This window comes from Frankia sp. ACN1ag (assembly GCF_001414035.1).
Lineage (GTDB): Bacteria > Actinomycetota > Actinomycetes > Frankiales > Frankiaceae > Frankia > Frankia torreyi.
The window spans coordinates 120,696-139,658 of record NZ_LJPA01000004.1 but is presented as its reverse complement, the minus strand read 5'-3'; the positions used below and the strand labels follow the sequence as shown (position 1 = coordinate 139,658).

At 71.1% G+C, this 18,963-nt stretch carries 10 protein-coding genes, 1 tRNA gene and 11 pseudogenes; 14 read left to right on the top strand and 8 right to left on the bottom strand.

All coding sequences use genetic code 11. The features are described 5' to 3' along the window. Positions 1-35: 35 nt before the first annotated feature. From nuoL to UK82_RS35710, 9 genes and pseudogenes are all read left to right on the top strand, one after another. Positions 36-1,465 (top strand): annotated as a pseudogene (nuoL, locus tag UK82_RS04615) (NADH-quinone oxidoreductase subunit L); the annotation flags it as partial. Between the two features lies 1 nt (position 1,466). Continuing rightward, a pseudogene (locus UK82_RS35735) lies at positions 1,467-2,021 on the top strand (NADH-quinone oxidoreductase subunit L); the annotation flags it as partial. A 1-nt stretch (position 2,022) separates the two neighbouring features. Continuing rightward, positions 2,023-2,130 (top strand): annotated as a pseudogene (locus UK82_RS35730) (hypothetical protein); the annotation flags it as partial. A 1-nt stretch (position 2,131) separates the two neighbouring features. After that, positions 2,132-3,036 (top strand): annotated as a pseudogene (locus UK82_RS35725) (proton-conducting transporter membrane subunit); the annotation flags it as partial. Position 3,037: 1 nt separating this feature from the next. After that, positions 3,038-3,799: pseudogene (locus UK82_RS35720) on the top strand (NADH-quinone oxidoreductase subunit M); the annotation flags it as partial. A gap of 1 nt (position 3,800) precedes the next feature. Beyond that, on the top strand, positions 3,801-3,915 hold a 115-nt coding region (locus tag UK82_RS35715), incomplete at its 5' end, for a hypothetical protein (protein ID WP_236705538.1). Next, the gene (gene nuoN, locus UK82_RS04605; RefSeq protein ID WP_044885132.1) at positions 3,912-5,486 is read left to right on the top strand and encodes an NADH-quinone oxidoreductase subunit NuoN; all 1,575 of its coding nucleotides are present in this window, start codon (positions 3,912-3,914) and stop codon (positions 5,484-5,486) included. The genes UK82_RS35715 and nuoN, both read left to right, overlap by 4 nt. A gap of 7 nt (positions 5,487-5,493) precedes the next feature. Next, positions 5,494-6,223, top strand: a pseudogene (locus UK82_RS04600) (polyprenyl synthetase family protein); the annotation flags it as partial. A 1-nt stretch (position 6,224) separates the two neighbouring features. Beyond that, positions 6,225-6,510, top strand: a pseudogene (locus tag UK82_RS35710) (polyprenyl synthetase family protein); the annotation flags it as partial. A gap of 230 nt (positions 6,511-6,740) precedes the next feature. On the opposite strand, the gene UK82_RS04595 reads toward UK82_RS35710, so the two are convergent. The 5 genes and pseudogenes from UK82_RS04595 to UK82_RS35695 all read right to left on the bottom strand — a co-directional run. Then, positions 6,741-8,420, bottom strand: coding sequence for a hypothetical protein (locus tag UK82_RS04595; protein ID WP_236705504.1), 1,680 nt, complete (start codon positions 8,418-8,420; stop codon positions 6,741-6,743). 809 nt (positions 8,421-9,229) lie between these two features. Then, positions 9,230-10,291, bottom strand: coding sequence for a 2-oxoacid:ferredoxin oxidoreductase subunit beta (locus UK82_RS04590; RefSeq protein ID WP_044885135.1), 1,062 nt, complete (start codon positions 10,289-10,291; stop codon positions 9,230-9,232). Beyond that, a pseudogene (locus UK82_RS35705) lies at positions 10,288-10,802 on the bottom strand (2-oxoglutarate ferredoxin oxidoreductase subunit alpha); the annotation flags it as partial. The pseudogene UK82_RS35705 and the gene UK82_RS04590, both read right to left, overlap by 4 nt. 1 nt (position 10,803) lies before the next feature. Further along, positions 10,804-11,297, bottom strand: a pseudogene (locus UK82_RS35700) (2-oxoglutarate ferredoxin oxidoreductase subunit alpha); the annotation flags it as partial. A gap of 1 nt (position 11,298) precedes the next feature. After that, a partial coding sequence (locus UK82_RS35695) for a 2-oxoacid:acceptor oxidoreductase family protein (RefSeq protein ID WP_236705503.1) occupies positions 11,299-12,174 on the bottom strand: 876 nt, incomplete at its 3' end. A 482-nt stretch (positions 12,175-12,656) separates the two neighbouring features. Here UK82_RS35695 and UK82_RS04580 point away from each other — a divergent pair. Beyond that, positions 12,657-13,637, top strand: coding sequence for a Rossmann-like and DUF2520 domain-containing protein (locus tag UK82_RS04580; RefSeq protein ID WP_082121853.1), 981 nt, complete (start codon positions 12,657-12,659; stop codon positions 13,635-13,637). Between the two features lie 40 nt (positions 13,638-13,677). Continuing rightward, a complete protein-coding gene (gene htpX, locus UK82_RS04575; RefSeq protein ID WP_044885137.1) occupies positions 13,678-14,550 on the top strand; it encodes a zinc metalloprotease HtpX in 873 nt (290 codons plus the stop codon). A 219-nt stretch (positions 14,551-14,769) separates the two neighbouring features. Here the strand turns inward: htpX and UK82_RS04570 are convergent, their stop codons facing one another. Then, a complete protein-coding gene (locus UK82_RS04570) occupies positions 14,770-15,258 on the bottom strand; it encodes a YajQ family cyclic di-GMP-binding protein (protein ID WP_035923074.1) in 489 nt (162 codons plus the stop codon). 198 nt (positions 15,259-15,456) lie between these two features. On the opposite strand from UK82_RS04570, the gene UK82_RS04565 reads away from it, so the two are divergent. Both UK82_RS04565 and UK82_RS41955 read left to right on the top strand, forming a co-directional pair. Further along, a tRNA-Tyr gene (locus tag UK82_RS04565) sits at positions 15,457-15,538 on the top strand. 190 nt (positions 15,539-15,728) lie between these two features. Then, positions 15,729-15,833, top strand: a pseudogene (locus UK82_RS41955) (SDR family oxidoreductase); the annotation flags it as partial. Positions 15,834-15,870: 37 nt separating this feature from the next. Here UK82_RS41955 and pyrE read toward each other — a convergent pair. Next, on the bottom strand, positions 15,871-16,401 hold the full coding sequence (gene pyrE, locus UK82_RS04560; RefSeq protein ID WP_044885139.1) for an orotate phosphoribosyltransferase: 531 nt from the start codon (positions 16,399-16,401) through the stop codon (positions 15,871-15,873). 138 nt (positions 16,402-16,539) lie between these two features. Here pyrE and UK82_RS04555 point away from each other — a divergent pair, with 138 nt between their 5' ends. Beyond that, positions 16,540-17,004 (top strand): gamma-glutamylcyclotransferase family protein, encoded by a 465-nt coding sequence (locus UK82_RS04555; protein WP_044885140.1) that lies wholly within the window; start codon positions 16,540-16,542, stop codon positions 17,002-17,004. A gap of 825 nt (positions 17,005-17,829) precedes the next feature. Here the strand turns inward: UK82_RS04555 and UK82_RS04545 are convergent. Then, a pseudogene (locus UK82_RS04545) lies at positions 17,830-18,962 on the bottom strand (GH25 family lysozyme); the annotation flags it as partial. Position 18,963: the final 1 nt, after the last annotated feature.

Genomic DNA, 18,963 nt, shown 5'->3' with positions numbered 1-18,963 from the left:
CTTTATCGCCAACGACGCGCCGTGGCGGGGTCGCGATGAGGGTCGCCCCGGCTCTGCTCGCCGCTACCGAACCCGGCGGCCAGCCGATCCACTACGCCGCCGCCTCCGGGGTGTTCTCGCTGTCCTGGCTGCTCATCGTGCTGCCGCTGGCCGGCGCCGCGGTGCTGCTGCTCGGCGGGCGGCGCACCGACCGGGTCGGCCACATCATCGGCACGCTCGCGGCGGCGGCGAGCTTCGTGCTCGGCCTGGTGTTGTTCGCCGCGCTGCTCGGCCGGGACGGCGACGACCGGGCGCTGTCGCAGCATCTGTACTCCTGGATCCCGGTGAACGGCTTCCGGGTGGACGTCGGCCTGCTCGTCGACCAGCTCTCGATCGTGTTCGTACTGCTGATCACCGGCGTCGGCACACTGATCCACATCTACTCGATCGGCTACATGGCGCACGACCCGAACAGGCGGAAGTTCTTCGCCTACATGAACCTGTTCCTGGCGTCGATGCTGCTGCTCGTCCTGGGCAACAACTTCCTGTCGCTCTACGCCGGCTGGGAGCTGGTCGGCCTGTCGTCGTACCTGCTCATCAAGTTCTGGGAGGACCGACCGGCCGCGGCCACCGCGGCGAACAAGGCCTTCTACATGAACCGGGTCGGCGACGTCGGCCTCGCCCTGGCGATCATGTTCATGTTCGCCACCGTGGGTTCGACCAGCTACGCGGACGTGTTCGGCGCCGCCGCCGCGGGCGTCATCGGCTACGGCACCCTGACCGCGATCGCGCTGCTGCTCCTGCTCGGCGCGTGCGGCAAGTCCGGCCAGTTCCCGCTGCAGGCATGGCTGCCGGACGCCATGGAGGGCCCCACCCCGATCTCCGCGCTCATCCACGCGGCGACGATGGTCACCGCCGGGGTGTACCTCATCGTGCGGGCCGGGCCGATCTTCGACGGGACGCAGGCGGCGCGCACCGTCGTCGTCATCATCGGCGCCGCGACGATCCTCATCGGCTGCGTCATCGGCTGCGCCTACGACGACATCAAGAAGGTGCTGGCCTACTCGACGGTCAGCCAGATCGGCTACATGTTCCTCGCCGTGGGCCTGGGGCCCGCGGGCTACGCGCTGGGCATCATGCACCTGCTGGCCCACGGCTTCTTCAAGGCCGGCCTGTTCCTCGGCGCCGGGTCGGTGATCCACGGGATGGACGACGACCAGGACCTGCGCCACTACGGCGGGCTGTGGCGGTACATGCCGATCACCTGGGTGACCTTCGGCCTCGGCTACCTGGCGATCATCGGCTTTCCGGGGCTGTCCGGGTTCTTCACCAAGGACCGCATCATCGAGACGGCGTTCGACAAGGGCGGCACGTCCGGCTACCTGCTCGGCTCGATCGCGCTGCTGGGCGCGGGCATCACCGCGTTCTACATGACCCGGCTGTTCCTGATGACCTTCCACGGCAAGCCGCGCTGGTCGGCGGAGGGNCCGGCCGCCAAGCACCCGCACGAGTCGCCGGTGTCGATGACCGGGCCGATGATCGTGCTGGCGGTCGGCTCGGTGTTCGCCGGCGGCCTGTTCGTCCTCGGCCACTCGTTGCAGGACTGGCTCGAACCGGTCGCCGGGACGGGCGTCGAGGGCGTGCACACGTTCTCTCCGGTCGTGCTCACCCTGCTCACCCTGGTGGTGACCGCGGGCGGTTTCGCCGGCGCCTACCTGCGCTACCAGATGCGGCCGGTCGAGTCCGTGGCCCGGCCGGACACCGAGGTCACCCTGGTCACCTTCGCCGCCCGGCACGACCTGTTCGCGAACACGTTCAACGAGACCGTCGCCATGCGTCCCGGCCAGTACCTGACCCGCTTCCTGGTCTGGCTGGACCTCGTCGGCATCGACGGGCTCGTGCGGGGCAGCGCCGCCGCCATCGGCGGGCTGTCCGGGCGGATGCGCCGCCTGCAGACCGGCTTCGTTCGGTCCTACGCTCTGTCGATGTTGGGAGGTGCCGTCCTCGTGGTCGGCGCACTGCTGCTGGTGAGGGCGGGCTGACGTGAACACAGTCCCCTGGTTGACGATCCTGCTCATCGTCCCGGCCGCGGGAGCGGTGGTCGTCGCTGCCCTGCCGCGGCGCCACGCCACGCTCGCCAAGCAGCTCACTNTCGGCATCACGCTCGCGGTCCTGGTGCTCGCCGTGCTCGCGACCTTCGCCTACGACCCCGACAAGGCCGGTTTCCAGTTCGGCCAGTCCTACGACTGGATCTCCACGTTCGGCATCTCCTACTCGGTCGGGGCCGACGGCATCTCGCTGGTACTGATGCTGCTGGCCGCGCTGCTGGTGCCCGTCGTGGTGCTGTCGTCGTGGGACGAGGTCGACGGCGACGCCACGGGCGGTGGCCGTGTCCCCGCGCCCACGGTCGCCCCCGACGCCACCGGCGGCACGCCCGGCGGGTCCGCCGGGGGCACCGGTTCCGCCGGCGGAGTCGGGCCGATCGGCGTGGCCGGAGAAATCGGCGGTGTCGGCGGGCTCGGCGGTGTCGGCGGTGTCGGCGGGCTCGGCGGTGATGACCTGGGCGGCGGTGGTGGGTCAGGTGGCGGTGGCGGCTCGGGCGGGACCGCGGTTGCGCTGGCCGCCCCGGCCCCGGCGCGGACCGTGACGATCCCGCCGGTCGAAGCGCGAGGCGAGGCCGCCGAGAGGCACGGCCGCCGTTCGGTGCCGGCGTTCTTCGCGCTGCTGCTCGCCCTGGAAGCCGGGATGATCGGCGTGTTCGCCGCGACCGACGTCTTCCTGTTCTACGTGTTCTTCGAGGCGATGCTGATCCCGATGTACTTCCTCATCGGCAGCTACGGCCCGGTGAAGGAGCAGGCGCAGCGCTCCTACGCGGCGGTGAAGTTCCTGGTCTACAGCCTGCTCGGCGGACTGCTCATGCTCGCCGCGGTGATCGGCCTGTACGTTGTGTCCGCGGACAACCTCGGGCACGGCACGTTCGACTTCGCCACCCTGCGGCAGATGGAGATCACCCCCGGGGTGCAGAAGCTGCTGTTCCTCGGCTTCTTCGTCGCGTTCNCCATCAAGGCACCGCTGTTCCCGTTCCACACCTGGCTGCCCGACGCGGGCGCCCAGTCGCCCACCGGCGGCGCGGTGCTGCTCGTCGGCGTGCTGGACAAGGTGGGGACCTTCGGGCTGATCCGCTACTGCATCCCGCTGTTCCCAGACGCCGCGGACTACTTCGCCCCGCTGGTGCTGGGCCTGGCGGTCGTCGGGATCTTCTACGGGGCGCTGCTGGCCATCGGGCAACGAGATATGAAACGCCTCGTCGCCTACACCTCGCTCGCCCACTTCGGCTTCATCGCGCTGGGCCTGTTCGCCTTCACCAGCCAGGCCGGCACCGGCGCGGTGCTCTACATGGTCAACCACGGGCTGTCGACGGGGCTGCTGTTCCTGGTCGTCGGCTTCCTGGTGACCCGCCGGGGCACCCGCGACGTCGGCGCCTACGGCGGCCTGGCGAAGGTGACGCCGGTGCTCGCCGGGGTCTTCCTCCTCGCCGGGCTGTCGTCGTTGGCGCTGCCCGGGACGAACAGCTTCGTCAGCGAGTTCCTCGTCCTCGTCGGCACGTTCACCGCGAACAAGCCGCTGGCGATCGTGGCGACCTGCGGCATCGTGCTCGCGGCGATCTACGTGCTGTACCTGTACCAGCGGACGATGACCGGCCCGGTCGTCCACGAGGAGAACAGGGTCCTGCACGACCTCGGCCTGCGCGAGAAGGTCGTCGTGGCGCCGCTGGTCGCGCTCATCGTCGCCCTGGGGGTGTATCCGAAGCCGTTGCTTGNCATCATCAGGCCGACGGTGACGGCGACCTACGCCGACATCGGCAAGTCCGATCCGGCACCGACCCACCCGGCGGCCGCCCATCCCGCCTCAGCGCAGCCCGGAGGCCATTCGTGAGCGCCGATCCGACCGTCCTGCTGGCGCAGACGCAGAAGATCACGCCGCCGTCGATCGAGTACTCCTCGCTCAGCCCGCTGCTCATCGTCTTCGTGGTGGCGCTGGTCGGGGTGCTCGTCGACGCCTTCGCCACCCGCGGGGCGCGTCGGGTCATCCAGCCCGTCCTGGCCGGCGGCGGTTTCATCGCCGCGCTGGTCGCGGTCGCGGTGCTGCACGGCCGGCACGCGGTGCTCGCCTCGGGCGCGGTGGCGATCGACGCGCCGACGCTGTTCATGCAGGGCACGATCCTGGTCTTCGCGCTGCTGTCGGTGCTGCTCGTAGCCGAGCGCCGGCTCGACTCCTCCGGCGGCGCGATCGTCGCCTCGGCGGCGATCACCCCCGGGTCGAAGGGCTCGACCGCGCAGCAGACCTCCGCGGACATGCAGACCGAGGCGTACCCGCTGATGGTCTTCTCGGTCACCGGCATGATGCTTTTCGTCGCCTCGAACAACCTGCTGGTGATGTTCGTGGCGCTGGAGATCCTGTCGCTGCCGCTGTATCTGCTGGCCGGGCTCGCCCGGCGCAGGCGCCTGCTCTCGCAGGAGGCGGCGATGAAGTACTTCCTGCTCGGAGCATTCTCATCGGCATTTTTTCTCTACGGCGTCGCGTTCGCCTACGGATTTGCCGGCAGCGTGGAGCTCGGCAAGGTCGCCGACGCGGTCGGCACGGTGGGGAAGAACGACCTCTACCTCTACCTGTCGCTCGGCCTGCTGGCCGTCGGCCTGTTCTTCAAGATCGGCGCCGCGCCGTTCCACTCGTGGACGCCCGACGTCTACCAGGGGTCCCCGACCCCGGTGACCGCGTTCATGGCCGCCGGGACCAAGGTTGCCGCCTTCGGTGCCCTGCTGCGCGTCTTCTACGTCGCCTTCGGCGGCCTGCGCTGGGACTGGCGGCCGGTGCTGTGGACCGTGGCGATCCTCACGATGGTCGTCGGCGCGGTGCTGGCGCTGACCCAGCGCGACATCAAGCGGATGCTGGCCTACTCAGCGGTCGCCCACGCCGGCTTCCTGCTCGTGGGGCTCGCCGGCACCAACACCGACGGCCTGCGCGGCTCGATGTTCTACCTGGTCACCTACGGCTTCACCACGATCGCCGCGTTCGCCGTGGTCTCACTGGTGCGCACGAGCGACGGCGAGGCCAGCGACCTGTCCCAGTGGCGCGGTCTCGGCCGCACCTCGCCGCTGCTGGCCGGCACGTTCTCCTTCCTCCTGCTGGCGCTCGCCGGCATCCCGCTGACCAGCGGCTTCACCGGGAAGTTCGCCGTGTTCCAGGCGGCGATCGAGGGCGACGCGACCCCACTTGTGGTCGTGGCGCTGGTCTGCAGCGCGATCGCGGCCTTCTTCTACGTGCGCGTGATCGTGCTGATGTTCTTCTCGGAGCCGCTCGCCGAGGGGCCCGTCGTGGTCACCCGACCGACCCTGACGTTCGCCACGGTCGGCATCGGCACCGTGGCGACACTGGTCCTGGGAGTAGCGCCACAGCCCCTTCTGGACCTCGCGAATACCGCGGCGACGTCCGGCTTCGTACGCTGACGGTGGTATGAGCGCTATCGGGCTGGACGTCGTGGGGATCAGGACCGATCCTGATCTGGAAAAAGCCGTGCGAGATGGGCTTGGTCAGGTGGAGGAGCTGCTACGCGCATCTGTGCGCAGCGAGTTCTCCTTCGTGACCGAGACCTCGCGGCATCTCGTCGATGCGGGGGGTAAACGCTTCCGCCCGATCGTCGTGCTGCTGGCGGCGCAGTTCGCCGATCCGCACGCCCCCGGGGTGGTGCCGGCGGCCGTCGCGATCGAACTCACCCATCTGTCGACGCTCTACCACGATGACGTGATGGACGAGGCTCCCCGGCGCCGGGGAGCGGCGTCCGCCAACGCCCGGTGGACGAACACGGTCGCGATCCTCACCGGCGACTACCTGTTCGCCCGCGCCTCCGACATCACCGCGGACCTGGGCCCCGCGGCGACCCGGATCCTCGCCCGGACGATCGCGACCCTGTGTGAGGGCCAGATCCGCGAGACCGTCGGCCCCGCCCCCGACCAGGACCCGGTCGAGCACTACCTGCGGGTGGTCACGGAGAAGACCGCCTCGCTGATCGCCACCTCCGGCCGCCTCGGTGCGATGCTCGCCGGCGCGGACCCGCTCACCGTCGACACCCTGGCAACCTTCGGGGAACTGTTCGGGGTGGCCTTCCAGCTCTCCGACGACATCATCGACGTCGCCTCCGACCCGGCCGACTCCGGCAAGACCCCCGGCACGGACCTGCGGGAGGNCATCCCCACCCTGCCGGTGCTCTACGCGCTGCAGGCCGACGACCGGCCCGCCGCCCGGCTTCGGGAGCTCATCAACTCGGACTTCGCCGCCGGGGGTGGGAACCCGGAGGAAGGCGTCGCGGAGGCGATCGAGCTGCTGCGCGCGCACGAGGGGATGGCCAGGGCCCGCCGGGAGCTCGTCACCTGGTCGACCCGCGCCCGGGAATGCCTGGCTCCGCTGCCGGACAACGGGGCGAAGGCGGCCCTGGAGTCCCTCGCCGACTTCGTCATCGACCGCACCGGCTGACGCCCCCGGCCACGCCGGCGCCCCCGCAACCGGCCCACCTGCGGGACTGGCCTACCCGCGCGACCTGGCCCGGCCGCGCGGCTGATACTCCGCCCCCGTCGGCCCGAGGTCGGCCGACCGATCGCCTCCGGCGCAGGGCCGTTGCCGCGCCGGAGGCGGACGCCGTGTTCCGGGACAGGAAGCGGGCGTTCCGGCGGAGTGGCGGCCGCCTCCGGGGCCGGCGGGGGCGATCAGTGGGCGGTCTGGGACGCGCTCGGCGTGCTGCTGGACCGCTGAGCCGGAACCCCGGACGACGTGGACGCCGACGACGTGGTGGCGGTCGAGGAGGTCGAGGACGGGGCGCTGAACCAGGAGCCGAGCAGCGGCTCCACATCGACCGGATGGAACGGCAGCGCACCGGTGCCGGGGGACGAGGTGGCGCTCGGAGTGGCCGACGGGCTCGCGGCCGGGCTGGTGGCTCCGCCGTCGGACGCCGACGAGGTCGCCGTGGTGGTCGGGGTCGCCGTGGCGGAGGTGCCCGTCACGGTGCCGGCGCTCGGCGCGAGGGAGCGTAGGTCGGTCGGCCCGGTCGTCGGCTGGTCGCGCGGGGTCAGAGAGATGATCGGAATCGGGGCGGTGGTGGGGCCCAGCGCGACCGTGGTGACGGCACTCGACCCCGATGCGCTGGACCCGCCGGTCCCGGTGCCCGCCCTGTCGGCGCTCGGCGCAAGCTCGGCCCGCGGCGGCGAGCTCTGCGTGCGGTCTCGCGACGCCTGGGTCTGCGACGCACCGTAGGCGAGGGTCTCCGTGCCGGTGTACTGGATCCGCGATGCCTCACCGGCGTTCGGGACCGCTGCGCCGCCCCCCCCATCGCCCCCGAAAGCCACCCCGGCGACCAGCGCCGACAGCCCGGCCAGCGAGGCAGTGCCGGCGGCGGCCAGGCGCACCCGCCCGTTGCCGCGCCGGATCGGAGCCCGGTGGGCACCCGTGACACGCTCGGCCGGCGCGAGGTTCCGCGCGGCCGCCGACGCCGGCCCGCTGCGGCGGGGGCCGGTGGGCCTCCGGCCGGCGGCAGGCGGCCGGCTGGTGGTCGGCATCCGGCTGGCGGTGAAGGATGCGCCGAAGGAGGGGCTCAGCAGCCGTGAGGAGGCGGCGAACCGGGAGCCCTGCTCCCAGGAGGGCGCGTCGTGCGCCGGGAAGTCCGACCACCGGTCGTCGTCGAACCGGTCGTCCTCGTCGAACTGGTCGTCCGCGGCGAACCGGTCGTCCGCGGCGAACCGGTCAGCGCCGAAGCCCGTGTCCGAGAACCGGCCGGCGCGGAAACGATCCTCCGCGTCGAATCCGTCTTCGACGTCGTACCAGTCGTCCGAGTCGTGCCGGTTGCCTGTTTCGTACTGATCGTCCGCGTCGTACCGGTCGTCGTCGAGCCGGTCGTCCGCGTAGAACCGGCCGTCCTCCACCCCGTCGCCGTCGAATCGGCTCTCGCCATGCGGACCGCCCTCGAACGGGTCGGCCTCGTACTGGTCGTTGTCGTACTGGCCGTTGTCGTACTGGTGGTCGTTGTCGAACTGACCGCCGGTGGCGAATCGGCCGTGTCTCGGCCAGCCACGCCGCGGCCCGTCCGCCAGGTGGTCATCCCAGGCGGGTGCGGACTGTCGGGCCTGGCGGGCGGTGGTGCTGACCGACAGCGGGCCGGTAAGGGTGTCGAGCTCGCCGGGCGGGGCGAACGGGGGTCGCGGCGGGATCCGCCGCGGGGTCGAGGAGGGCCCGGGGCCGTACCAGCCCGAGCGGTCCGAGGTGTCCCAGGCCGCGACGGTCCCGGTGGGGGGCGTCGGGGCGTAGGCGCGGTCGTCGAGGCCGATCGGGGACGGGACGGCTGGGCGGCGCGGGGCGGCACCCCGGGAGTGCCGGCCGGCGGAGTGGCTACCCACGGCGGCCCCCGGCGGGCAGCAGCGCCTCGGACCCGGCCGGTCGGGCATGGCCCGCCCGAGAACAGGGCAGTTGCAAACAGGCCGCCTCGGCGGCATGGTCGGTGCCCACCGACGAACGCGGACTGGCCGCGGACCGCGGGCTGAGGGCTCGATGACCCCGCACTACGCCTCCGGCTGCATTGGTGTTGTGAGCCCCCCCGGGCCACACGGCACCCCCACGCGCAATCTGACCTTACCCGACCTGGTCGGAGCGGCAAATACCGGACTTATCCGAAGTAACTAGTTAATTGTTAGTGCGAGGGGGGATGGTCCGTGGCCGGAACGGCGTCGTCAGACCGCTCCGCGCCTCATTCCTCCGGCATGGCCGTGCCCCATCGGACCCCAGCGGGCCGGGTTCTGGCCGCCGTGGCCGCCCGCCAGCCTGCCTTGCGGGCAGGCCATGGCCGGGGGACAGGCCGGGCGGTTCGCGCCGAGGCTCGTCGGGCTGCCGGCCGGCGGGACGTCGCGCCGGCGGGACGTCGAGACGGCGGCTGATTGTTCGGCGGGCGGGTTCTGGCTGCCGCTTTCGGGGTCCCCCGCTGGTCCCCTGGACGGCCGTTCGGGTGCCCCCGGGGGATCCCCAGAACGCCGAAAGGCCGGGGCGGCGTCGATGCGCGCGCCCCGGCCTTCATGCCGGCTGGTTGATCAACCGGACCGCTCGACTGACCGAGTGGTCCGGCCGGTCCGGCGGGTTCCCGGGTCGTGCAGGGCGGTCGACCGGCGGGTACCGGCCGGTGGTGGCCGACCAGACCCGGACGGCCATACCTGGATCAGTCGATGGTCCAGGTCTCCCCACCGGAGATCAGCGACATCAGGTCGCCCTCGCCCTGCCGGGCCCGAGCGTCGCTGATCTGCGTGTTGAGCGCCTCGTCGTACGTGGGCGCGTCGACGCTGCGGAAGATCCCGATGGGCGTCACCCCGTGTGTGTCGCCGGTGAGCCGGGACAGCGCAAAGGACTGGCTCGGGTCCGCCGCGGCGGCGTCGTGGACGAGGACGCCCGGGCTGCCGGCGGGCACGACCTCCAGGCTGCCGTCCGCCGCGCGGCGGATCGCCTTGTCGCCCTCGGCGCCGAAGACGAGCGGCTCGCCGTGGGTCAGCTTCAACGTCACGTCGTCGCGGCTCGACCGGTCCTTCAGCGTGTCGAAGGCGCCGTCGTTGAAGATGTTGCAGTTCTGGAAGATCTCGACGAACGCGGTGCCCGGGTGCTCCGCCGCGGCGCGCAGCACCGAGGTCAGGTGCGCCCGGTCGGAGTCGATCGACCGCCCGACGAAGGTGGCCTCCGCACCGAGCGCCAGCGACACCGGGTTGTACGGCCGGTCCAGCGAGCCGAACGGCGTCGACTTGGTGATCTTGCCTACCTCGGAGGTGGGCGAGTACTGGCCCTTGGTCAGACCGTAGATCCGGTTGTTGAACATGAGGATCTTGAGGTTGACGTTGCGGCGCAGCGCGTGCAGCAGGTGGTTGCCGCCGATGGACAGCGCGTCGCCGTCGCCGGTGACCACCCAGACCGACAGGTCCGGCCGTGAGGTGGCGAGGCCGGTGGCGATCGCCGGCGCACGACCGTGGATGGAGTGCATCCCGTAGGTCTGCAGGTAGTACGGGAACCGCGAGGAGCAGCCGATTCCGGAGATGAAGGCGATGTTCTCGCGGGCGACCCCGAGTTCGGGGAGGAAGCCCTGCACGGTGGCGAGGATGGCGTAGTCACCGCAGCCCGGGCACCAGCGCACCTCCTGGTCGGAGGTGAAGTCCTTGCGGCTCTGCTGGGCCGGGGCGGCCGGCACCAGGTCGAGCAGCCGATTGCTGATACCGGTGTGGTTCGTCGTGACGGTCACTGGTTGATCACGTCCTCCAAGACGCCGGCCAGCTCCGCCGCCTTGAACGGCAGCCCGCGGACCTGGTTGTAGCCGATCGCATCGACAAGGAACTCGGCCCGGATCAGCGTCCGCAACTGGCCGAGGTTCATCTCGGGGATCAGCACCTTGTCATACGACCGCAGGATCTCCCCGGTGTTGGCCGGGAAGGGGTTGAGATGGCGCAGGTGCGCCTGGGCGACGTGCAGGCCCTTGGCGCGGACCCGCCGGCAGCCGGCTGCGATCGGGCCGTAGGTGGAGCCCCAGCCGAGCACGAGCACGCGCGCCTGCCCGGAGGGATCCTCCACCTCCAGCGGGGGGATGTCGTTCGCGATGCCGGCGACCTTGGCCGCGCGCAGGCGGACCATCCGGTCGTGGTTGGCCGGGTCGTAGGAGATGTTCCCCTGCCCGTCGGACTTCTCGATGCCGCCGATGCGGTGCTCGAGGCCCGGCGTACCGGGGACCGCCCACGGCCGGGCGAGGGTCTCCGGGTNGCGCAGGTAGGGCCAGAACTCCGGCCCCTTCGGCCCGGTGTGGTTCGGCTCGGTGGTGAAGGCGACCGTCAGGTCCGGCAGCTCCTCGCGCCTCGGCAGCAGCCACGGCTCGGAGCCGTTGGCGAGGTAGCCGTCGGAGAGCAGGAACACCGGCGTGCGGTACTTCGTCGCGAGCCGCGCGGCCTCGATCGCGGCGTCGAAGCAGTCCCCGGGCGAGCGGGGCGCCACGATCGGCACGGGGGCCTCGCCGTTGCGGCCGAACATCGCCTGCAGCAGGTCGGCCTGCTCGGTCTTGGTCGGCAGCCCGGTCGACGGCCCGCCACGCTGGATGTCGACGATGACCAGCGGCAGCTCCAGGCTCACCGCCAGACCGATGGTCTCGCTCTTGAGCGCGACCCCGGGACCCGAGGTCGTGGTGATGCCCAGCGAGCCGCCGAAGGACGCGCCCAGCGCGGCGCCGATCCCGGCGATCTCGTCCTCCGCCTGGAACGTCCNCACGCCGAACCGCTTGTGCTTGCTCAGCTCGTGCAGGATGTCGGAGGCGGGGGTGATCGGGTACGACCCGAGGAACACCGGAAGGCCGGTCAGTTCGCCGGCCGCGACGAGCCCGTAGGACAGGGCGAGGTTGCCCGTGATGCGCCGGTAGGTACCGGACCTCATCCGGGCCGGCGCCACCTCGTAGGTGACGGTGAAGGACTCCGTGGTCTCGCCGTAGTTGAACCCGGCGCGGAAGGCCGCGATGTTGGCTGCGGCGATCTCCGGCCGCTTCGCGAACTTCTTCTCGAGGAAACCGACGGTGCCCTCCGTCGGACGGTGGTACAGCCAGCTCATGAGGCCCAGGGCGAACATGTTCTTCGCCCGCTCCGCCTCCTTCTTGTTGACCGCGCTGCCGACCCCCTCCGCGGCGTGCACCGCGTTGATGGTCATCGAGGTCAGGGGGACCCGATGCACCGAGTAGGGGTCGAGCGTGCCGTCCGTCAGCGGGTCTGTCGCATAACCCGCCTTCTTGAGGTTTCCGCCCGTGAACGCGTCCGTGTTGACGATGAGATTCGCACCGGGAGGCAGGTCCTTGAGGTTCGCCTTCAACGCGGCGGGATTCATCGCAACCAGGACGTCCGGTGCGTCACCCGGGGTGAGGATGTCGTGATCGGAAAAATGTAGTTGGAATCCGGATACACCGGCCGGGGTGCCGGCTGGGGCACGGATTTCGGCGGGAAAGTCCGGGAGCGTCGACAGGTCGTTGCCGAACGTGGCCGTCTCGCTGGTGAACTGCTCTCCGGTGAGCTGCATACCGTCGCCGGAGTCGCCCGCAAAGCGCACGACCACCCGGTCGAGCCGGCGGGTCTCCCTCTCCCTGACCTGCTCAGACACCTTCAGTAACCTCCTCGGGTACCACACCAGCCTACCGGCTGTAGCAATGGGACGCGTGCGGCGTGCCGGGCCGACCGATCGCACGCGGTGGCCCGACGATCAGACCCGAATTTGTTGATCTCGGTGTGTTCTGGCGTAGAGTGATTGTCTGTCGACTCTGCGTATGTATGCCCCCGTCCTGGTGGCCGGCTGCTGCCATCCGTGTCCGGGTGGTCGGGATGCGTCGCCCGCCTGACGGGTGTGGGCGGTACGGATTCAATACGCTTCCGGGCGGCTTTCCATACAGCTCCGGTCGGGCGGCCTGTCGGCGAATAGACACATTCGCAACTTTGTTTCGATTACTCCATGTGTGCGACTCACTATCTTCCGTTGCCACCGCGGTGGGAGCCGCACCACGCAGCGTATCGGTCGCGAGGCACTGGCCGGATGGTGCCGAGGTGCCATCGCGACCGGCGCGCGGGCGGGAGAGCAGCATCGCAGTCATGACCTCGCGCCCCCGCCCGGCCCACTCCAGTCCGGCGTTGGAACGGCCGGAGCGAGCCCCCGATGGCGGACGCCGGGAGACGGTCGGGCTCGTCGGAGCGGGTCGGGCCGGCAGCGCCGTCGCCCTCGCCCTGGCCGCCGCGGGGCACCCGGTGGTGGCGGTGACCACCAGATCCCCCCTCGGCCGCGAACGCGCGGCGGCCATGTTCCCGGACGCACGGATCGGCGCAGTGCCGCAGGTGGCGCCGTGGCTGCGGGCGGCCGAGGTGCTGCTCGTCGCCGTCCCGGACGACGCGATCGCGCCGGTGACGGCCGAGCTCGTGGCCGCGGACGCCGTGCGGGCGGAGCAGATCCTCGCGCACCTCAGCGGCCGGCACGGGCTGGGCGTGCTCGCCGCCGGCGCATCCGTGGGCGCGGTCAGGGTGGCACTGCACCCGATCATGACGCTGCCCGACGCGGTGCGGAACCCCGACGCGTTCGCCGGCGTGTCGTTCGGCATCACCGCCGACCCGGGTGCCGAGGCCCGGGCCCGGGGGCTCGTCGCCGACGTCGGCGGCGTCCCGCTGCTGATCGAGGACGGTCGACGTGATCTTTACCACGCCGCGCTGGTCCTCGGTGGCAACTTCCTGACCAGCCTGACCGTGGCCGCCCGGGAGACGCTCGCGGCGGCGGGCGTCGCCGATCCGGGCGTCGCCCTCGCCCCCCTGCTGCGGGCGTCCCTGGACAACGCTCTCACCGGTGGCTGGCCGGCGGCCACGGGCCCGGTCCGTCGGGGCGATCTCGGCACCGTCCGAGCCCATCTGCGGGCGCTGGACGCCGTGGATCCGGCCGTCGCGGATGTCTACCGGGCACTGATGGCCTACACCACCGGGGGGCTGGAGCGGGCCGGCCTGCTCGATGCGCCCGTGGCCGACCGACTGCGCGCGGGTGCGGTCGGCCACACGGCGGACGGGAACGTTGATGCGCAGTCCCCGCGTTGAACAGCCCGTACCGGCTCGACAGGACGGACACCGGATCGCCATGCCACACCGCCACCTCAACGGTCTGAAGACCGCGCTGCTGCTGGGCGTGCTCTCCGCCGCGATCCTGCTGGTGGGGTCCCTGTTCGGGCGGGGTGGGCTGCTCATCGCGCTGGTGCTCGCGCTCGCGATGAACGGCTTCTCCTACTTCTTCTCGGATCGCATCGCCCTGCGGGCGATGCGGGCCTATCCGGTCACCCAGGTCGAACAGCCGCGGCTCTACGCCATCGTCGCGGAGCTCGCCCGCAATGCCCGCATGCCGATGCCGCGGCTGTACCTGAGCCCGACCGGCTCGCCCAACGCCTTCGCCACCGGCCGCAATCCGGGAAACGCGGCGGTCTGCTGCACCGAGGGCATCATGGACCTGATGGACGATCGCGAGCTGCGCGGCGTCCTCGGGCATGAACTCAGCCATGTGTACAACCGCGACATCCTCATCGCCTCGGTCGCCGGCGCCCTCGCCAGCGTCATCGTGTACCTGGCGAACATGGCCCAGTTCCTGGCCATCTTCGGCGGGCGGGACGAGGAGAACGGCCCGGGCATCTTCGAGCTGCTGCTGCTGATGATTCTGGGTCCGGTCGCGGCGTCGATCATCCAGCTTGCCATCAGCCGCTCCCGGGAGTACCAGGCCGACGAGTCGGGCGCGACGCTCACCGGCGATCCGCTCGGGCTGGCCAGCGCGCTGCGCAAGCTGGAGGCGGGCACCTCCGCTCGGCCGCTGCCGCAGAACTCGAAGCTGGGTCCAGCGGCCGCGCTGATGATTGCCAACCCGTTCCGCGGCGGCGGGGTCGGCCGGCTGTTCTCGACCCATCCGCCCATGAACGAGCGAATCGCCCGGCTGGAACAGCTCGCGCGTATGAATCCGTATCGCTGACGGGCAACTGACAGCAGTGTTGTCCGCAGTGGCATCACCGTATTACAGTGGACGACTCAGAGTAAGCTCGTACCGTCGACCGCGTACCGCGGGACGGTAGCCGGGAACCTAGTCGTTCCACGGCCACGACAGCGGCGGAGCGAACCCCCCAGGTTCCGCCGCAGGCACCCCGCCCGAAACCCCCCATCGGGCGGGGTGCGCCGTTTCTGGGTACGGGCCTCAGCGGTAGTTGACGAACTGGAGCGGGACCTCGAAGTCCTCGGCCTTCAGTAGCTGGATCACCCGCTGCAGGTCGTCCCGCTTCTTCCCGGTGACCCGGAGCTGGTCGCCCTGAATCTGGGCCTGCACCCCCTTGGGGCCATCCGTCCGGATCTTCTTGGCGATCGCCCGGGCCTTGTCGTCCGAGATGCCCTGCTGGACGGTCACCGACAGGCGGAACTCCTTACCCGAGGGCTTGGGCTCGTCGAACGACAGCGCCTTGAGCGAGATGCCGCGCTTGACGAACTTCTCCTGCAGGACATCGAGCACCGCCTTGACCCGCTCGTCGGTGTTCGCTACGAGCAGAATCGACTCGCCGGACAGGGCGGCCGATGCGCCCGTGTCGCGGAAGTCGAAGCGGGTCCGGATCTCCTTGGCTGTCTGGTTGACGGCGTTGTCTATCTCCTGTGCGTCGACTTTGCTGACGATGTCGAAGGACGGGTCTGCCACGTGCGCGGACCTCCAGTTCGGTTCGGTGCGGGGATGTCTGGCCGAGCGGGTGGTGTCGAGTCAGGCACCGTACGTGGTCATCAGGGGCGGTACCCGCCTCGGGGGGTGGCCACTCGCCGTTGTATTCGATCGACGACAGCCGTGCGGGACGGTCCACCGTCCCGGTGGTCCGGCGGGACCGGTATGCTCCTCTACGAAGGCAGGTTGCCCGAGCGGCCAAAGGGAACGGTCTGTAAAACCGTCGGCTCAGCCTACGATGGTTCGAATCCATCACCTGCCACTGGCCCGGCTACGGCCCGGATCATGTTGTGACGCAGGCCCTGGAGACCTCTCCAGGGCCTGCGTGGTTTTCCCGGCGGTTCCCAGCCGATCATGACCGCTGCCGATCGGCTTGATCACCTTCACCTTCGGGATCGCCGCCCACCGGCCGAGCGCCGGCGGGGCACTCGTCGCAGGTATCAGTCGCAGGTATCAACGGGGCGCTGGCATCGATCGCCGCGGCGCTCGCCGTCAGGCTGGCGCCGATCCGGGTCAACGCCGTCTCCCCGGGCTGGGTCGACACGCCGATCTGGGACATCCTCGCCGGTGCCGCGCGGCCGCGGACCCGGTCGCTCAGGGGGCGGCGGCGTCCAGCTCGGCGCGGGTCAGCAGCGGACGCAGGGTCAGGCCGAGCTCGGCCAGCCGTTCCCGGCCGCCCTCACCGCGGTCGATCACGCAGAGCACGTCCTCGACGATCGCGCCGTCGTCGCGCAGCACCTTCGTCGCGTCGAGCACGGCGCCGCCGGAGGTGACGACGTCCTCGACCAGGACGACGCGGCGGCCGGAGACCTCGCCGCCCTCGGCTATCCGCCGGGTGCCGTACTCCTTGGCCTTCTTGCGCACGAACCGCGCGGGCAGGCCGGTGCGCTGGGAGAGCAGGGTGGCCAGGGGGACGCCACCGAGTTCGAGCCCGGCCAGGACCTCGGTGCCCGGCGGAATCAGCCCGGTCAGGCCGTCGACGATCGCGGCGAGTAGCTCCGGGTCGGCCTCGAACAGGTACTTGTCGAAGTACTCGGTGCTCGTCCTGCCCGACCGGAGCAGGAAGGTGCCGGTCAGATGGGAGGCGGCCCGGACCCGGGCGGCCAGCGCCGCGTTGTCGCTCACGTCAGTGCACTCTAGGGGGCTGAGGCCGGGCGGCGCGGCGCGGTCGCGCGGAACACCACGATCGCCGGTCCCGTCCGCCGGCCGCCCACACCTGGCGCATCGGGACATCCGCTGCGCAACCGGGGCTACGGTGATGCCATGTCGCGATCCGCCGCCGAGCGCCGCCCGCCGGTCCCGGCGGACGGCCCCGGTGCACTGCTGTTCGTCTACGGGACGCTGATGTTTCCCGAGGTGGTCTCGACGCTGATCGGCCGGGTGCCGCCGATGGAGTCCGCCGCCGCCCCCGGGTGGCGGGCCGCCCGGCTGCGCGACCGCCTCTACCCGGGGCTGGTACGCCGGGTGGCCAGGGACGAGGCGCCGGTCGCGGGCCGGGTGCTCGTCGGCCTCGATCCGCGGGAACGAGCCGTGCTCGACGCCTTCGAGGGCTCGGCCTACGAGGCCGCCCCGCTCGCCCTGGCCGACGGGCGCCAAGCGGCCGCCTATCTCTGGCTGGACGCCGCCGAGGCGACCGACGATGACTGGGACGCCCGCACGTTCGCGGACGGGCACCTCGGCGACTACGTCCTGCGGTGCGCTGCCTGGCGATCCCGGCTCAGTCGGTGACGGTGGGCGGGGGACCGTCGTCGCCGCGCCCGGTTCGGCCCGGGCCCCCCGGGCCACGGCCGGTGAACCCGCCGGAGCCCGGTTGGGCACCCGCCGCCTCCGGGTGGCGGCCGCCGACGCCCGCGCCGCGGCCGGCGGCCTCACCGACGCCGGCTCGGTCGCCCGGGTACGGCTCCTCGTAGCCGCTGCGGGTTCGGGCGGTGTCGTAGGTGCACAGCGCGTAGATCACCAGGATGTCGATCGCGATGATGACGACCGACCACACCGGGAACGCCGCCATGAAGGCAAGCTGGCCGATCGCGNTGATCGCCGCGATCACGATGCCGGCCCAGCGCGCAGTGTCGTTGCGGATGTAGATCCCGTAGGCGATCAGCATCTCGACGACGCCGACCGCGATCCACAGCCACCCCCAGAAATTGATGTCGGCGTAGAGCACGTTGGTGCCGCCGTTGAGGTTGTTCACGACCACCGTGTAGTCGTTCAGAGCCGCGATGCCGTAGATCAGGTTGTGGAAGCCGACGATGAACATGATCACGGCGGCGAAGGTGAGCCATCCGCTCAGNGGGCGTACCGCCCGATTTCCTGCCATCTGATCCTCCCCGTTCGACGCCGACGCCTCGCCCGACCGGTGAACCGCCATGCCCCCGATGAGGGGGGCCACCGGGGCAGGGTGGGGCACGACCTCGTGGTCGCGGCGGGTCGACACCGACACCGTGCGGTCCGGTGTGCATCCGGTAGTCAGACAACTACCGTCCGCCGCTTAGATGCGATACCCGCCCCGCCCCGACGTCACCCCTTCAGCCGAGGGCGGCCGGCAGCGTCCCGTCAGCCGAGGGCGACCGGCAGCGTCGTGACCTTGTTCGTGGCAGCGTCCCAGCGCAGCCGGCCGTGCTGGAAGGTGCTCTCCCGCCCGCCCGGCACCGAGTACTCGTCGGTCGTGGGCAGGCCGAGGCTGGACGTCGTGCCGCCGAGGGACAGGTAGGTCTGCAGGATGCGGCCGTGGACCTCGTGAGCGCCGGTCGAGGGGTGCCAGTAGATCCAGCCGCCCTGAAAGCGGGCCTGCTGGGCGCCGGGCGCGCTGGCGATCTCGATGTCGCTCACCGGGCGGCGCAGGAAGCTGTTCGACCCGCCGACGCCGAGGTACTTCGTCGAGATCGGGCCGTACAGCGCGTGCACCCCGGTGGCGACGGACCAGAAGGCCAGGCCGTTGGCGTACTGCTGCCAACGGCCCCCGCCGCCCGCGGGATTCTCGACCCCGACCGCGGCACCGAGCGCGGCCCGGGTCGGCCCGCCGGCCGCGTGCCACTTCTCGATCTCGCTGTGGGTGCCGTCCGCCTGCGCGGCGAGCGCGGTCGACGTGCAGCACAGCACGTTCATGTCCACGCTGCCGCTGATCCCGGGCACGGTGCCGCCGGAGGTGTACTGCCACAGTGCCCAGTTCGGCCAGCCGCCGGGTAGCCAGCCGGGGGTCGCCTGGTCGTTGTAGATCGCGAACCAGAACGGGTACTTCGCGAAGTCGTGGATGTCCGCCACCTTCCCGGTCCAGAACGACCGGTAGGTGTAGAGGATGGGGGCCCGGCCCGTCGCGGACTCGACCTCCTCCAGGAAAGCCCGGGTCCAGGCCGCGAGTGTCCTGGGGTCGAGTCCACCGGTGTCCTCGAGGTCCAGCACGGGCGCGAGATGGCCGGCCGTGCGCGTCAGCCCGCTGACGGCGATGAAGTGGCGAGCCTGATCCACGGCGGTCGACAGCGGCTGCGCCGGGCGGGCGTAGTGGTAGGCGCCGACCACCAGTCCGGCCCTGGTGGCGGCGTCGCGATCGGCCACGAAGAACGGGTTGGTGTAGTTCGGTCCCTCGGTGGCCTTGATGATCACGAAGCTGACGCCGGAGGCGCGAGCCGCGTTCCAGTCGATCGGTCCGCCACCTGGATGCTGCCACGAGGCCACGTCGACCCCGCGCGN

Coding starts and splice junctions, on each gene's coding strand:
- htpX (WP_044885137.1), top strand. CDS start 13,678: ATGCCACACCGCCACCTCAACGGTCTGAAGACCGCGCTGCTGCTGGGC.
- UK82_RS04555 (WP_044885140.1), top strand. CDS start 16,540: ATGTCGCGATCCGCCGCCGAGCGCCGCCCGCCGGTCCCGGCGGACGGC.
- UK82_RS04580 (WP_082121853.1), top strand. CDS start 12,657: ATGACCTCGCGCCCCCGCCCGGCCCACTCCAGTCCGGCGTTGGAACGG.